The organism is Bacillus sp. FSL K6-2865 (assembly GCF_040311405.1).
GTDB classification, from domain to species: Bacteria; Bacillota; Bacilli; order Bacillales; family Bacillaceae; genus Bacillus; species Bacillus velezensis.
This window is the reverse complement of record NZ_CP152036.1, coordinates 3,519,366-3,534,555: the sequence shown is the minus strand read 5'-3', so window position 1 is coordinate 3,534,555 and position 15,190 is coordinate 3,519,366. Positions and strand designations below refer to the sequence as shown.

Below are 15,190 nucleotides of genomic sequence, written 5' to 3'. Positions count from 1 at the left end.
TATGAAATAGAATGCCTGCTTTTACGCCATAAAAGCAGGTTTTTTATACAAAAATTGACTTGGTAAAAATAAACCATCGAACTTTAGTTCGTATTTTTAGTGATTTTGCCCGTCATTGTGTTACTATATCAATAGGAAGATTTCGTAAAGAAACGGAGGCTTTTTTGTGAAAGATCGTTTTGAGTTAGTCTCGAAATATCAGCCCCAGGGAGATCAGCCGCAAGCGATTGAGAAGCTTGTCAAAGGCATACAGGAAGGCAGAAAACACCAGACTCTCCTGGGTGCGACAGGGACGGGCAAAACCTTTACCGTGTCCAATCTGATTAAAGAAGTGAATAAACCGACACTGGTCATTGCCCATAACAAAACCCTTGCCGGACAGCTGTACAGCGAGTTTAAGGAGTTTTTCCCGAACAATGCTGTCGAATATTTTGTCAGCTATTACGATTACTATCAGCCGGAGGCGTACGTGCCTCAAACGGATACTTTTATAGAGAAAGACGCAAGCATTAATGATGAAATTGATAAACTGAGACACTCCGCGACATCCTCTCTGTTTGAACGGAGAGATGTCATTATTATCGCGAGTGTGTCATGCATATACGGTCTCGGTTCGCCTGAAGAATACCGGGAGATGGTTGTGTCGCTCAGACCGGAAATGGAGATTGAGCGGAACGAGCTGCTGAGAAAGCTTGTGGATATCCAGTATGCCCGCAATGATATCGACTTTCAGCGCGGGACGTTCCGCGTGCGCGGAGACGTTGTGGAAATCTTCCCGGCTTCCCGTGACGAACATTGTATCAGAGTGGAATTTTTCGGAGACGAAATTGAGCGGATCAGAGAGGTCGACGCTTTGACCGGAGAAATTCTCGGCGACCGTGACCATGTCGCGATTTTTCCGGCTTCCCACTTCGTCACCCGGGCGGAAAAGATGGAAAAAGCGATTCTGAATATTGAACAGGAGCTTGAGGAGCGCTTGAAAGTGATGCATGAAAACGGCAAGCTCCTTGAAGCGCAGCGGCTTGAGCAGCGGACGAGATACGATCTTGAAATGATGCGGGAAATGGGTTTTTGCTCAGGGATCGAGAACTATTCAAGACATTTGACACTCCGTCCGCCGGGCTCTACGCCATATACGCTGCTTGATTATTTTCCGGACGATTTTATGATTGTCGTTGATGAATCACATGTGACGATTCCGCAGGTGCGCGGCATGTTCAACGGTGACCAGGCGAGAAAACAGGTGCTTGTCGATCACGGGTTCCGCCTGCCGTCAGCGCTTGACAACCGTCCGCTCCGATTCGAGGAATTTGAGAAACACATGCACAATATCGTGTACGTGTCGGCGACTCCGGGACCGTATGAAATTGAGCATACGCCGGAAATGATCGAGCAGATCATCAGACCGACGGGACTCCTCGATCCCCTCATTGACGTCCGTCCGATCGAAGGACAGATTGATGATCTGATCGGCGAGATTCAGGCGAGGATAGAACGGAATGAACGCGTTCTCGTGACGACTTTAACGAAAAAAATGTCAGAGGATCTGACCGATTATCTCAAGGAAATCGGCATCAAGGTCAATTATCTGCATTCCGAGATTAAGACGCTTGAACGGATTGAAATCATCCGTGACCTCCGCCTCGGAAAACATGATGTGTTAATCGGCATCAACCTGCTGAGGGAAGGGCTTGATATTCCGGAAGTGTCACTTGTCGCCATTCTCGATGCGGATAAAGAAGGCTTCCTACGTTCTGAACGTTCGCTGATTCAGACGATCGGACGGGCGGCACGAAACGCGGAAGGCCGCGTCATCATGTATGCCGATAAAATTACGAATTCGATGGAAATCGCGATTAATGAAACGAAGCGCCGCCGGGAACAGCAGGAGCGCTTTAACGAAATTCACGGCATTACGCCGCAAACGATCAATAAGGAAATCCGCGATGTGATCCGCGCGACGCAGGCCGCTGAGGATAAAGAAGAATATAAAACAAAAGCCGCGCCTAAACTGGCGAAGATGACGAAGAAAGAACGCCAGAAAGTCGTTGAGCAAATGGAGCACGAAATGAAAGAAGCGGCCAGAGCGCTTGATTTCGAGCGGGCGGCAGAGCTTCGTGATTTACTGTTAGAGCTTAAAGCGGAAGGATGATGAACACATGGCAATTGACCGGATCGAGGTGAAAGGCGCAAGGGCGCACAATTTAAAAAACATTGATGTAACGATTCCGCGGGATCAACTCGTCGTCGTGACGGGGCTGTCCGGATCGGGAAAATCATCCCTTGCCTTTGACACCATTTACGCGGAAGGACAGAGGCGGTATGTTGAATCGCTTTCTGCCTATGCGCGCCAATTTTTAGGGCAGATGGATAAGCCGGACGTTGATGCGATCGAAGGGCTTTCTCCGGCGATCAGCATTGACCAGAAAACGACAAGCCGCAATCCGCGGTCAACCGTCGGAACGGTAACGGAGATTTATGATTATCTCCGGCTGCTGTACGCGAGAGTCGGGAAACCGCACTGCCCGGAGCACGGCATTGAAATTACGTCGCAAACGATTGAACAGATGGTTGACCGGATTCTTGAATATCCGGAGCGGACGAAGCTTCAAGTGCTTGCGCCGATCATCTCAGGCAGAAAAGGCGCCCATGTCAAAGTGCTTGACCAAATCAGAAAGCAAGGTTACGTAAGGGTGCGGATTGACGGAGAAATGGCCGAGCTTTCCGAGGATATTGAACTTGAAAAAAACAAAAAGCATTCCATTGAAGTAGTCATTGACCGGATCGTTGTCAAGGAAGGCGTTGCCGCCCGGCTTTCCGACTCGCTGGAAACCGCGCTCCGTTTAGGGGAAGGCCGTGTCATGATAGATGTCATCGGTCAGGAGGAGCTGATGTTCAGCGAGCATCACGCCTGTCCGCTGTGCGGTTTTTCTATCGGGGAGCTTGAACCCCGGCTGTTTTCGTTTAACAGCCCGTTCGGCGCCTGTCCGACTTGCGACGGTCTCGGCTTGAAGCTGGAAGTGGACCCTGAGCTCGTCATCCCCAATCCCGAGCTGTCATTAAAGGAACACGCCATCGCGCCGTGGACGCCGATCAGTTCACAATATTATCCGCAGCTGCTTCAGGCGGTCTGCCGCCATTACGGCATTGATATGGAGACTCCGGTCAAAGACCTGCCGAAGCATCAGCTTGATAAAGTGCTGTACGGCAGCGGCAATGAACGGATTTACTTTAAATACGAGAATGATTTCGGACAAGTGCGCGAAAATGAAATTGAATTTGAAGGTGTGCTGCGCAATATTGAGAGACGGTATAAAGAGACAAGCTCCGATTATATCCGTGAACAGATGGAGCAGTACATGTCACAGAAATCGTGCCCGACGTGCAAAGGCTACCGGCTGAAGAAAGAAGCGCTTGCCGTTTTGGTCAACGGGCGTCATATCGGAACCATTACCGAGCTTTCCGTCGGCGATGCGCTGGAATTTTTCAAAAACCTGACGCTGTCGGAGAAAGATATGCAGATTGCCGATTTAATTTTAAGAGAGATTGTGGAGCGGCTCAGCTTCTTAGATAAAGTCGGTCTTGATTATCTGACGCTGAGCCGGGCGGCGGGAACGCTGTCAGGCGGAGAAGCCCAGCGTATCAGGCTTGCGACGCAGATTGGCTCCCGTTTGTCAGGCGTCCTGTATATTCTTGATGAGCCGTCCATCGGCCTTCACCAGCGTGACAATGACCGTTTAATCAGCGCGCTGAAAAACATGAGGGATCTCGGCAACACACTGATTGTCGTTGAGCATGATGAGGATACGATGATGGCTGCCGATTATTTGATAGATATCGGTCCGGGCGCCGGCATTCACGGCGGCCGCGTCATATCGGCGGGGACGCCTGAAGAAGTGATGAATGATGCGGACTCTCTGACCGGACGCTATTTGTCAGGGGCTCAATTCATCCCGATGCCGCCGGAGAGAAGAAAGCCTGACGGCCGGTTCATTGAAATCAAAGGCGCTTCAGAAAACAACCTGAAAAAAGCGAACGCCAAATTCCCGCTCGGCACTTTTACGGCGGTGACAGGTGTCTCCGGTTCCGGAAAAAGCACGCTTGTGAATGAAATTCTGCATAAGGCGCTTGCGCAAAAGCTTCATAAAGCCAAAGCGAAACCGGGAAGCCATAAAGAGATCAAAGGCCTCGACCACCTTGATAAGGTGATCGACATCGACCAGGCGCCGATCGGCCGGACACCGAGATCAAATCCGGCAACTTACACGGGTGTGTTTGATGATATCCGCGATGTATTCGCGCAGACAAATGAAGCAAAGGTGCGCGGCTATAAAAAAGGTCGGTTCAGTTTTAATGTAAAAGGCGGGCGCTGTGAGGCCTGCCGCGGCGACGGCATCATCAAAATTGAGATGCACTTCCTTCCTGACGTGTACGTTCCGTGTGAAGTGTGCCACGGCAAACGTTACAACCGGGAGACGCTGGAGGTCACATACAAAGGAAAAAGCATTTCTGACGTTTTGGATATGACGGTGGAAGATGCTCTGTCTTTCTTTGAAAATATCCCGAAAATCAAACGCAAGCTTCAAACGCTTGCCGATGTCGGACTCGGGTATGTGACGCTCGGCCAGCCGGCGACGACGCTGTCAGGCGGAGAAGCGCAGCGCGTCAAGCTCGCTTCCGAACTGCATAAGCGTTCCACCGGCCGGACGCTGTATATTTTGGACGAACCGACGACAGGCCTCCACGTTGATGATATCGCAAGGCTTTTGGTTGTGCTTCAAAGACTCGTCGATAACGGTGATACCGTTTTGGTCATTGAACACAATCTCGACATCATTAAAACGGCGGACTACATCGTAGACCTGGGACCTGAAGGCGGAGCGGGCGGCGGCACGATCGTAGCCTCCGGGACGCCTGAAGAAGTTGTCGAAGTGGAAGAATCATATACGGGCCGCTATCTGAAACCGGTAATGGAACGTGATAAAAAACGGATGAAAACATTGCTGGCTGAAAAAGAAACGGCAGCCACATAATAGATCAATAAAAACAGCCCAAAACTCACCGGTTTTGGGCTGTTGTGTTACAGGCTTTTTTCTGTTGGGGAAGCTGTTTGCTTAAATGCATTAAGTCCTGCAGAATATGGGTGCTGCTGCTGTCCAGCAGCACTTTTATATATTGGATATCATGGGAAATGGGAAGAGGGGCTGCTTTGATCTGTTCCAATTCAGCCAGCATTTCGCTGTTCATTCTTTTCTGTTCGCGAATTAAATTTCGCAGACTCTCTTCCGTTACTTGGGCGTTTTCGGGATCTTTCTCCATTTGTATGTCCTCCTTGCATACGGTCAGGCTTTGTTACATATTGTAATCGGTTCGGGGAAAAGATTCTATAGTGAAATCTCTGAAATCAAAAATTACGTATAACGAAGCATGTCCTTAGCATGAAAATGAAACCCGCCCATTCGTCATACGTATGTATAAGGAAGGGTTTTTACATTACGGCACAGGGAGTGTTTTTATTGAACCGAAATCAAGCGATTATCGCATCAATCTGTTATTTCAGCGTGTTTCTCGCGCCGCTCATTCTTCCGATTGTGGCTTACTTTGTCGTCGATGAAAAAGAGACGAAGCGGCATGCCATGCGCGCTCTGATTTCCCATATCATTCCGTTTGCGGGATTGCTGATTGTGACCGCGGGTGTTGTCGGCGGATTGATTACGGCTCAGGGGGAGAGTATGGTGCCCGTTTTTGTTATGATAACAGGAGCAGCTGTTTATTTTCTGATCCTCATCGGAATGGTCATTTGGAATATCGTGCAGGGAATTAAGGTGTTACGCCAGGTGTGAGAAAAGTCGGGGGAGGCGTTTTGTATGAAACAGGAGAAAGAACGGATTTTAAAGCTTGTGGAAGACGGCATGCTGACGGCGCAGGAAGCACTGACGCTCATTGAAAAACTGGATCATGAATATAAAGAAAAAGAAGAGCAGATCACCGCATTATCTGCAGAGGTCCAGGAACCTGCGGAAGATTTCGAAAGCGGGGCAAAAGGAAGCCAAAAGCCGTCGCTCGGGGCGAAGCTGTTCGACTGGATTGATTCTGCCGTCAAAAAAGTGAAGGAAGCGGATCTTGATCTGAATTTCGGCCACGCACACGAAGTGCAGCATATTTTTCAATTTAAAGACAGTGAATTCTCGGCCATTGATATGCAGATCGCAAACGGCAGCGTCAATATCGTGCCGTGGGCGGATGAAGATATCAGAGCGGAGTGCCAGGCGAAAGTGTACCGGGCGGACAGTCAGGAGGCGGCGCGCACCGCATTTCTTCAGCACATTGAGTGTGAAGTGAAGGGCAATAAGTTTTTTGTCCGCACGGAAAAGAAAACGATGAAAACCAATGTTACGCTTTATGTTCCCCAGAAAGAGTACGATAAGATAAGAGTGAAGCTGTTTAACGGACCGATCAGAGGGGAACATTTACATGTAAAAGAATTCTCGGCGAAAACGACAAACGGCGTTCTGTCATTCTCTCATTTGACGGCTGATAAAGCGTCGGCGGAAACGGCTAACGGACAAATCAAGCTGGCCGGACATCAATGCGGCGCGATTGAAGCGGAAACGATCAACGGCTTGATTGATTTGCGCGGATCGAGTGAATCCATTGACGTTCAAAGCTTTAACGGCAATATCATGCTTACCGTGACAGCGCCGCACTGCCGCTCCATCTACACGAAAACGACGACCGGAAACGTGGAGATCGCCCTGCCTGATGATTCGGCGGTGAAAGCGGAGCTCAAAAGCAATCTCGGCTCTCTCAGCCATGAGCTGATTGATGCGGAAATTTTAAAGGAAAAGAATGATACCATTCAAAAAGAACTGATGCTGGCATCAAATCAAGGCCATGATCAGCATCTCTCGATTTTCTCAGAATCGTTAACAGGAGCCATTAAGCTCAAGCATACTCAGAGGTGATTGGATGAAAAGACTTTACCGTTCAGAAAAAAACCGTAAAATCGCCGGCGTTGTCGGCGGTTTGGCGGAGTACGTCAATATGGATGCGTCGCTTTTGCGCATTATCACCGTTGTATTAGCGCTTGTCACGAGCGGAATCGTGCCGATTGTATATATTATCTGGTGTTTTGTTGTACCTTTAGAAGGAGATTTGAAATAAATGATCAAATGGGCAGTCAGCATTTTAGTAAATGCTTTATTATTAATCGTTATCGCGGGATATTTTGATTCCGTCCATATCAGCAGTATCGGAGCGGCTGTCATCGCCAGTGTGATTCTTTCTGTGTTAAATGTGCTGATCAAACCGATCATCGTCATATTGACATTGCCTGTCACGGTTGTGACCCTCGGCCTCTTTCTGTTTGTCATCAACGCCATAACGTTAATGATGACCGCAGCCTTGATGGGAGACAGCTTTCAGATTGATGGGTTCGGCACCGCCATTTGGGCATCCGTCGTGCTGTCCGTTTTCCACTTGCTGATCCAAAAAGGCATATTGGAGCCGCTTAGAAAAAGGTAAAAAACGAGCTGTCCCGAGAGGGCAGCTTTTTTATGTGTGATTTACATAAGCGGCAGCCTCCTGACGCAACATAATGTATAGGGAGGTAATGAGATGAAACTTGTGATGACGCTCTTTTTTCTGATTGGTTTGCTTTGTGTGAGTCCTTCTGCGGATGCGGCGCGCAAAGAATCGGCAATCCCCGTGAATCAGCAGGAATTCGGACAGCCGCCTCATTACATACCGCTTCTGGAGAATCCTCCCCAAATCGAAGTAAAGGCGGAAATGAAAAGAAACCTGTTCATACAGGCTCATGTACGGAATGCTGACTATCAAGCGTTTTCGGCGTTTCTTTTTTATAAACAAAGCAATGAGCTGGGGTTTAAAATGGTGCCGATGGAGCCCGCGCCAGGCGCAATCCGGCTGTTTACGGCCCAGATTTCAAAACGGGATATCTGGAATGGAGAATTGGAATATTACCTCGTTTTCACCAACGGCAGACAGCGGGCGGAATCGGAGAAAAAGCGGCTGAAGCTGGACGGCTATCAAGCCGATTTGAATCATATTCCCGAGCTGATGATTACGGAGCTTGCGGTTGATACGAAAAATGAAGACGGCGCTGATGCCTATGAATTTATCGAGGTGTATAACACGACGGACAGGCCCATTCATTTTAAAGACTATCACATCCGCTACCGCTATCCGAAGGAAGGGCCGGAATCAGACATGATATGGAGGCTGAAAGAAGATACCGTCATTCCGTCAGGCGGGACTTACGTGTTTTGGCTGAGACGCGCCGCATCAGAACTGACGATAGATGATTTCAACCGCTATTACGGGACACGCCTGAAGGAGGGAAAACATCTCGCCGTCATCGAAGGGACGGACGGAATGTCCAACGGCCGCCCGCGTACGGTGGTGCTGTCGGCAAATACCGGCAAGGATATCGCCTCGGCGCAATACCGGAAACACGCTTTCCGCCGGCTGACTTCTTTGCTGTACAAATATCCGCTGAACGGAACGGGAGAATTGCTGAAGATCTCCACGAGCGAGCATAAGCCGTCACCGGGCTCCGTTTTTCAGGCGCAGATCCCGCAGCAGAAAAGGGTGATAAAACCCGACAAGGAAAAACCGGTCATCGAAGACCTTACAGACAGAAAGCCCGTCCGGCCCGCTGAAAGCATTGAATTAAAGGCTGACATAAAAGACAAAAACCTTGTCAAAACAGCCGCGTTTTATTACCGGACCAATGAGAAAAAACCATTCAAACGAATTCTGGCCGAAAAAGACCGCAACGACAGCTTATACCATCACATTCTTTATTCCCCGGAACTGCTCGGCCAGGATCAGCTTGAGTATTATATCGCAGCCAGTGATGGAGAAAATGAAGCAAAAACGCCCGTCAAGATGATTGACATTGAACAGACGAGCAAATCACACGGACTCAGAATGAATGTTGAACCCGAAGATACGATATCCGGCACCTATCTGCTCAAAGCGACTTCCGACGTCAGCGCCGATAAGATCAAGCTGTGGATTGACGGCAAGCGGCAGGAGACCCGGCCGGCGCTGGAAAAAGAGGTCTATTTCGCCTTCGATGCCCGGAAAACGAATCTTTATTTTCAAAACACCGTCATAATGGAAAATGAGGTGCTGCACATTTTTGACGATCCGTCTCACCGTTACAGAACGCACTCGGTTCTCCTTCCGGAACGTCTGCTGCAAAAAGGGGGCAAAACACAGAAAGTATCCATCCGTTCGGGCTCAAAGGTTTCTCCGTATGACACGGGAGAGAATCGGGATGATTTTGTCGTGAAACATGCCCGTCTGGTGCTTTCGGACGGAACGGTGATCAAAGACGGGAAGACGGATCCGGCTGAGCAGCTGTTTATCGGTGACGGCAGGCGGGCGAATCAGCAGAAGACCTTCTCATTCAGCCTGCCGGATCATTTGTTTACGTCACGGCTGCTGCCGTGGAACACGGCGAAGCTTTCTGAAGGCTATCACCATATTTTTGTTAGCGACGGTGAGGAACAGCTGAGCCAATCTGTGCGGGTGGACAATACGGGGCCGAAGATTGTCCCGGGTATCAAAGAAGGCGCGGCGCTGAAAGGTAATGTTGAGCTAAATGCGGACATCCGTGACAAATGGAGCAAAGTGGAAGAGGTCAAAGCGTTTTTGGACGGAGAAAGCATTACGCTCCCCCATCACACGTCATCAGCCGATCTCAAGCCCGGAAAACATACCCTTACCATCATTGCGGCAGATCTTGCCGGAAATGAAACAACGTCCGTCCGCACCTTCCATATCAAACGGGAGGAGCCGAACCAGCCGGAGCTTGCCGATCAAAAAATCGGCGCCCACAAAGCAAAGCTGTCCGTCCGGGTAAAAGATCCGACGAAGGATGACATGAATGTATCATTTTATCGCGGCTTCCGTTATACCGCGCGGAATCCGGGCAGCGTGAAAGTGTATAAACACGCCTCATTAACGGAACCGCCGAGGGGCATAAAAGAAAATGAAATGCCGTTTACCCTGCCGGAAATGAACCGCATCTCGGCAAATGACGGAAAAACCGTTTCGGCGGAAAGTATGGAGCGTTTTCCTTATCACCGGTTCGAAGTCTCTGTTGACCCGTCTATCGACGAAACGGATCTGGCTGAGGCGGTCTGGAAAGGAAGCTCTCTGCCCGGCCGAAAGGTAACCATGTATATTTGGAATTACCGGACAAGCCGCTGGCAGGAGGCGGACAGCGTCCTTGCCAAAGATAAAAAGCCGTTTACACTAAAAGCCGCCGTTTCCGCAGCGGATGTGGTGAAGAACTCAAAAATGAATGTCATCGTGCAGGATCAAATACCGGCGAAAGGCAATTACACGTTTGTCTGGATGTCGGATACACAGTATTACGCACAAGGGCACCCGCACATTTTTGACAAAATGACGGAGTGGATCAAAGAAAATAAGGAAAAGCACAATATTAAATATGTCTTTCATACCGGCGATATCGTCGATGATTCAATGGTGATGAAACAGTGGAAAAACGCCGATCACTCCATGCGGACGCTTGACAAGGCGGGAATTCCGTACGGAGTGCTTGCAGGCAATCATGACGTCGGCCATAAAGACGGCACATACCGAACCTTCGGGGATTTCTTCGGGAGCCGCCGGTTTGAACAGAACATGCATTACGGCGGATCATACAAAAATAACCGCGGGCATTATGATCTGCTGTCGGCAAGCGGGAACGATTTTATTATGATTTATATGGGCTGGGGCATTGCGGAACAAGAGATTGACTGGATCAATCAAGTGCTAAAGAGGTATCCGGACCGAACCGCCATCTTATGCTTTCATGAGTACTTGCTTGTGAGCGGAAATCGAAGCCCGATCGGGGAGACGATCTATCGAAAAGTCGTCAAGCCGAATCGCAATGTGGCGATGGTATTAAGCGGCCATTACCATAACGCCATGAAAAAAACCGATGCGCTTGACGATGACGGGGACGGAAAACCGGACCGCCTCGTCCACCAAATTCTGACCGACTACCAGGACGGTCCGGAAGGGGGGCAGGGCTTTATGCGCATGATGCAATTCGATCAGGCCGCCAATCAGGTTTACATGTTCTCCTACTCGCCGTACACGGATGACATCAATTACTATGACACCGATCTGTTCGCTGATAAAGACGAATTCTCAGCAGAAATGGATTTACAGCCGAAGAGGAAAAGGGTAGCGACCGATTATTTTGAATGCAACGTCTATACGAACGAACTGCTCGGTCATAAAAAACACGTAAAAAGCGGAAAAACCGCAAATTGGGTCTGGGACGGCCTGCAGCCTGATTCCGTTTATTACTGGTACACCGTTGTTAAGGACCCGTACAACGGCAAAACAATATCACCGTTGTGGATGTTCAAAACGGGAAATACGCCGTATCGCCCGGCTCCGGATCAGTTTGATTTCAGGCATGCCTCAAACCCATAACGAAAAAAATACAGCCTGCTGATCGCTCAGAAGAAAATCTGACGGTCAGCAGGATTTTTTCTGTACGTAAATGGCGGCGTCCTGCTGTGATAAGTGCTTTTGACTTTTTTAGGTCCCTTTTCTATACTAAAATCGATTGGTTTTCGTAATATGCAGGAGGAAACATAATGAACAGTAAAACCGGGACAAAAGAAAGAATTATTCAAACCTCTGCATATCTTTTTCAGATTCAGGGATATCATGCGACTGGTTTGAATCAAATTATAAAAGAGAGCGGAGCACCCAGAGGGTCTGTGTATCATCACTTTCCAAACGGAAAAGCAGAACTCGCCATTGCGGCGATCAAATATACGGGAAGATGCGTTGAAAAGCAAATACAGAATAGTATGTCTCAATTCGCGGACCCTATAGAAGCGATTCAGCACTTTATTCATGTAACGGCTGAACAGTTTAATGATCCGCAGAATATTGAGGGCGTGCCGGTTGGATTGCTGGCGGGTGAGACCGCTCTGATCAATGAAACGTTAAGATGCACATGTGTTGAGGTGTTCAAGAAGTGGACGGATGTGTTTGCGGCAAAATTTCTTGAGCATGGGTTTGAACAAGAGGAAGCGGAGAAGCTCGGGGTGACAATCAACTCGATGATTGAAGGCGCAATCATGTTTTCACTGGCTCATAAAAACAAAGAACCGCTGCTGCTGGTTTCAAAGCAGGTTCCGTATATTGTCCAAAACAGAGGGTAGCATTTTATTACTTTTTTCTTTATAAAAATAGATACCAGAACCACAGCCTCTCCATTTTGACAGAGTCATAGAGAACATTCACCGGCTTGATTTGAAAATGGCAGATCAAAAAACATCTCCAACCCGTAACGGTTGGAGATGTTTCATTTCACCCTGTCCATATAATGCACGAATGTGTAGCGGTCGCCTCTGTAGGCGGATTTGACGTGCTCAAAGGCAGTGCCGTCCTGCAGATAAGTGGTCCGCTTGATATAGAGGACGGGGGCGCCGGGCTGGATACCGAGCAGCTCAGCTTCTTCCTCGGAAGCGGCTCCCGGTTCAAGCTCTTGTTTTGCCCGTGAGATCGGCATCTGATTGTACGCTTCAATATGCTCATACATGGATGATTGAAAATGAGAGGCGTCCAGTTTTCCCGCTTTGTCAAACGGAATGTACGAGGCTTCAATCGCCATCGGGATATCATTCGCCAGCCGGACGCGGATGATTTTATGAAGCGTTGCCTGATAGCCGCATCCCAGGATAGAAGATAATTCTTCCGTCGCCTGAATCAGCTGGTATTCGGCAAGTCTGCTCCCCGGCTTCATGCCCCGGCTTCTCATATCTTCCGTAAAACTTGTCAGCCCTTGAAGCGGCTGTTCCATCTTCAGTTTGCTGACGAACGTTCCCCGGCCTTTCTGCCTGTATAAAAATCCTTCATTCACCAGATTGGAAAGCGCCTGGCGCACCGTCATTCGGCTGATGCCGAATTGTTCGGCGTATTCCCGCTCCGACGGAAGCAGCGCATCCGCTTTCAGCTCGCCGTTTTTGATTTGTGTTTTTAATTGTTCCATAATCTGAAAGTAAATCGGAATCGGAGATTGTTTATCAATCTGCATAGGTCAAATCCTTTCAATCGCCGCCCGCAGCCTTTTCATCAATCAAGACCGTCACATCCGGATGCGCGTGCAGGGCGGAGGCGGGGAATGCTTCGCTGATGCGCCCGTCCAGAAGCTGCTTCACCGCTTGGGCCTTGCTTTTTCCGGATGCCATGATCAAAATCCGTTTGCCGGACAAAATCGTCCCGATCCCCATTGTCAGGGCTTTTACAGGGACTTGATCAATTGACGGAAAGTACCGCGCATTCGCCTGTCTTGTCTCTTCATTAAGCTCAACGACATGGGTTCGGGATTCAAATGGCGTCCCGGGTTCATTAAAGCCGATATGGCCGTTGTGTCCGATGCCTAAAAGCTGTATATCCGCTCCGCCGAGTGTTTGAATCAATCGGTCATAGCGTCCGCATTCGGCATCAAGATCGTCTGCCCGTCCGTCAGGGAGAAAGTGGCGGTCCTTTCGGCTGTCGATATGTGCAAAAAAATGTGTATTCATATAATAATGATAGCTGTTTTTGTCCTCGGGAGAAAGCCCGGCGTATTCATCAAGGTTGATCGTCGTGACATTTCGGAATGACAAGTCTTCTGAGCGGTGCATCCGCACAAGTTCTTTGTATACGCCTTCAGGGGTGCCTCCCGTCGCAAGGCCGAGAACGGCATCCGGCTTTTGTTTCACTGTTTCAGCGATAATCGCTGCGGCTTTTTCACTTAATTCTTCATAATGTCTGCATGTGATAACGTTCATGTCCAATCAGCCTCCCTTGAGATATATGCGGTGTTTCCGCGGCAAATCGTTGCCAGCACGCCGCACTGTCCGTCCGTCAGAACAACGTCGGCGTCTTTTCCTTCGGCGATGCTTCCTTTACGGTCGAATATGCCGAGGCGGCGGGCCGCATTTGCCGATGTCATATTTGCTATATCCAGCCATGAGCAGTTTGTAAACCTGCGCATGAGCGCCGCGCCTTCATTCATTTTTAAAATGGAACCGGCCAGCGTCCCGTCAGAGAGAAGCGCCGTGTCCCCGCGAACGGTGACTTTTTGTCCGCCGAATTCGTATTCTCCGTCCTTAAGCCCTTTTGCCCGCATGGAGTCTGTTATCATGATCAGGTTTTTGCTTCCTTTCGCCAAATAGGCAAGCTTAACGGCCAAAGGATGGGAATGAATGCCGTCAGTGATCAGCTCCGCCGTGATGCGGCCGCAGGCGAGAGCCGTACCGATGCCCCCCGGCTCACGATGATGAAAGGAGCTCATGGCGTTGAAGAGGTGCGTCATATGCACCGCCCCGGCATCCGCCGCTTTTTGTAAAAGCTCGGCTCCCGCGTCTGTGTGTCCCATTGACGGGATGATGTTTTGGTCTTTTAAATAACGGATCAGGCTGAAATCAGGATCTTCTTCCGGTGCAAGCGTCACGATTTTGATCAGCCCTCCCGAGAGCCGCTCCCATTTCTGAAAGAGCCCGGCATCAGCAGGAGTAATCCATTGTTTCGGCTGTGCTCCCGCCTTTCTCGGAGAGACAAACGGTCCTTCTAAATGAATGCCGATCAACTCAGCGCCTTTTTGGGCCTGCGGTGAGGAAGACGCCCATTTTTTGGCGTTGACGAGCGCTTTTTCAATGTTTTCGTGCTGCTGTGTGATCGTTGTCGCTAAAAAAGAGGTTGTTCCTTCTTCGGGCAGCCGGGCGGACATTGTATCAAGAGCTGCAACATCAGCATCCATCGTATCCGCGCCGTATCCGCCGTGAATATGAATATCAATCATTCCGGGAAGCGCATACGAGCCCTCAGGCGCTTTCCATTCCTTCTCATACGTTTCTTGCGGTCTTGTTTTCCCCGAGTAAGAAATGATGCCGTCTTTTATACCGAGAAATCCGTTTCGGATGATTTCTTCCTCTGTTACGATGTCCGCACCGCTGATTAACAAGCTTTCAGCCACTTTAAAACACGCCTTTCTGGTTAGTTGTTAGTTTTATTTTACTCCTTTTCAGACTAGTTATCTATACCAGTTATGCCGGAATTGTATAAATCTGTTTTGGTTCAGACGGTAAAGTGATAAAATATAACTGTTCAAAGCTCGGAACATCCCAGAACAGGA

General features: G+C 49.2%; 12 protein-coding genes. 8 read left to right on the top strand and 4 right to left on the bottom strand.

Annotated features, from left to right (window positions below):
• Positions 1-166: 166 nt before the first annotated feature.
• Entirely contained in the window at positions 167-2,152 is a 1,986-nt protein-coding gene (uvrB, locus tag NYE42_RS17530; RefSeq protein WP_003151439.1) for an excinuclease ABC subunit UvrB, read from the top strand.
• 7 nt (positions 2,153-2,159) lie between these two features.
• On the top strand, positions 2,160-5,033 hold the full coding sequence (uvrA, locus tag NYE42_RS17525) for an excinuclease ABC subunit UvrA (RefSeq protein WP_040238848.1): 2,874 nt from the start codon (positions 2,160-2,162) through the stop codon (positions 5,031-5,033).
• 25 nt (positions 5,034-5,058) lie between these two features.
• On the opposite strand, the gene NYE42_RS17520 is transcribed toward uvrA, so the two are convergent.
• Positions 5,059-5,319: a hypothetical protein gene (locus NYE42_RS17520; RefSeq protein WP_012118557.1), complete on the bottom strand. Its 261-nt coding sequence runs from the start codon at positions 5,317-5,319 to the stop codon at positions 5,059-5,061.
• 197 nt (positions 5,320-5,516) lie between these two features.
• On the opposite strand from NYE42_RS17520, the gene NYE42_RS17515 reads away from it, so the two are divergent.
• The 6 genes from NYE42_RS17515 (at position 5,517) to NYE42_RS17490 (ending at position 12,230) form a co-directional block, all read left to right on the top strand.
• Complete coding sequence (locus NYE42_RS17515; RefSeq protein ID WP_003151444.1) at positions 5,517-5,843, top strand: hypothetical protein; 327 nt, start codon at positions 5,517-5,519, stop codon at positions 5,841-5,843.
• Between the two features lie 24 nt (positions 5,844-5,867).
• Positions 5,868-6,965, top strand: coding sequence for a DUF4097 domain-containing protein (locus tag NYE42_RS17510; protein WP_007407448.1), 1,098 nt, complete (start codon positions 5,868-5,870; stop codon positions 6,963-6,965).
• A gap of 4 nt (positions 6,966-6,969) precedes the next feature.
• Entirely contained in the window at positions 6,970-7,164 is a 195-nt protein-coding gene (locus NYE42_RS17505) for a PspC domain-containing protein (protein WP_007407447.1), read from the top strand.
• On the top strand, positions 7,165-7,524 hold the full coding sequence (locus NYE42_RS17500) for a phage holin family protein (protein WP_007407446.1): 360 nt from the start codon (positions 7,165-7,167) through the stop codon (positions 7,522-7,524).
• 93 nt (positions 7,525-7,617) lie between these two features.
• Positions 7,618-11,487: a metallophosphoesterase gene (locus NYE42_RS17495; RefSeq protein WP_352426614.1), complete on the top strand. Its 3,870-nt coding sequence runs from the start codon at positions 7,618-7,620 to the stop codon at positions 11,485-11,487.
• Between the two features lie 167 nt (positions 11,488-11,654).
• Positions 11,655-12,230 carry a TetR/AcrR family transcriptional regulator gene (locus tag NYE42_RS17490; RefSeq protein ID WP_015418312.1) on the top strand — a complete coding sequence of 192 codons (576 nt, stop codon included), beginning with the start codon at positions 11,655-11,657 and terminating at the stop codon, positions 12,228-12,230.
• 143 nt (positions 12,231-12,373) lie between these two features.
• On the opposite strand, the gene NYE42_RS17485 is transcribed toward NYE42_RS17490, so the two are convergent.
• From NYE42_RS17485 to nagA, 3 genes are read right to left on the bottom strand one after another with little or no spacing between them, the layout of a single operon-like run.
• Positions 12,374-13,105 carry a GntR family transcriptional regulator gene (locus NYE42_RS17485; protein WP_015418311.1) on the bottom strand — a complete coding sequence of 244 codons (732 nt, stop codon included), beginning with the start codon at positions 13,103-13,105 and terminating at the stop codon, positions 12,374-12,376.
• A 13-nt stretch (positions 13,106-13,118) separates the two neighbouring features.
• Complete coding sequence (gene nagB, locus NYE42_RS17480) at positions 13,119-13,844, bottom strand: glucosamine-6-phosphate deaminase (RefSeq protein ID WP_061861573.1); 726 nt, start codon at positions 13,842-13,844, stop codon at positions 13,119-13,121.
• Entirely contained in the window at positions 13,841-15,031 is a 1,191-nt protein-coding gene (gene nagA, locus NYE42_RS17475; protein WP_352426613.1) for an N-acetylglucosamine-6-phosphate deacetylase, read from the bottom strand. The genes nagB and nagA overlap by 4 nt, the downstream gene beginning before the upstream one ends.
• Between the last annotated feature and the right edge of the window lie 159 nt (positions 15,032-15,190).

Excerpts from the sequence above, each read along its gene's own strand:
- NYE42_RS17500 (WP_007407446.1), top strand. The coding sequence starts at position 7,165 with ATGATCAAATGGGCAGTCAGCATTTTAGTAAATGCTTTATTATTAATC.
- NYE42_RS17505 (WP_007407447.1), top strand. The coding sequence starts at position 6,970 with ATGAAAAGACTTTACCGTTCAGAAAAAAACCGTAAAATCGCCGGCGTT.
- uvrA (WP_040238848.1), top strand. The coding sequence starts at position 2,160 with ATGGCAATTGACCGGATCGAGGTGAAAGGCGCAAGGGCGCACAATTTA.
- NYE42_RS17510 (WP_007407448.1), top strand. The coding sequence starts at position 5,868 with ATGAAACAGGAGAAAGAACGGATTTTAAAGCTTGTGGAAGACGGCATG.
- nagB (WP_061861573.1), bottom strand. The coding sequence starts at position 13,844 with ATGAACGTTATCACATGCAGACATTATGAAGAATTAAGTGAAAAAGCC.
- NYE42_RS17495 (WP_352426614.1), top strand. The coding sequence starts at position 7,618 with ATGAAACTTGTGATGACGCTCTTTTTTCTGATTGGTTTGCTTTGTGTG.
- NYE42_RS17490 (WP_015418312.1), top strand. The coding sequence starts at position 11,655 with ATGAACAGTAAAACCGGGACAAAAGAAAGAATTATTCAAACCTCTGCA.
- NYE42_RS17520 (WP_012118557.1), bottom strand. The coding sequence starts at position 5,319 with ATGGAGAAAGATCCCGAAAACGCCCAAGTAACGGAAGAGAGTCTGCGA.
- NYE42_RS17485 (WP_015418311.1), bottom strand. The coding sequence starts at position 13,105 with ATGCAGATTGATAAACAATCTCCGATTCCGATTTACTTTCAGATTATG.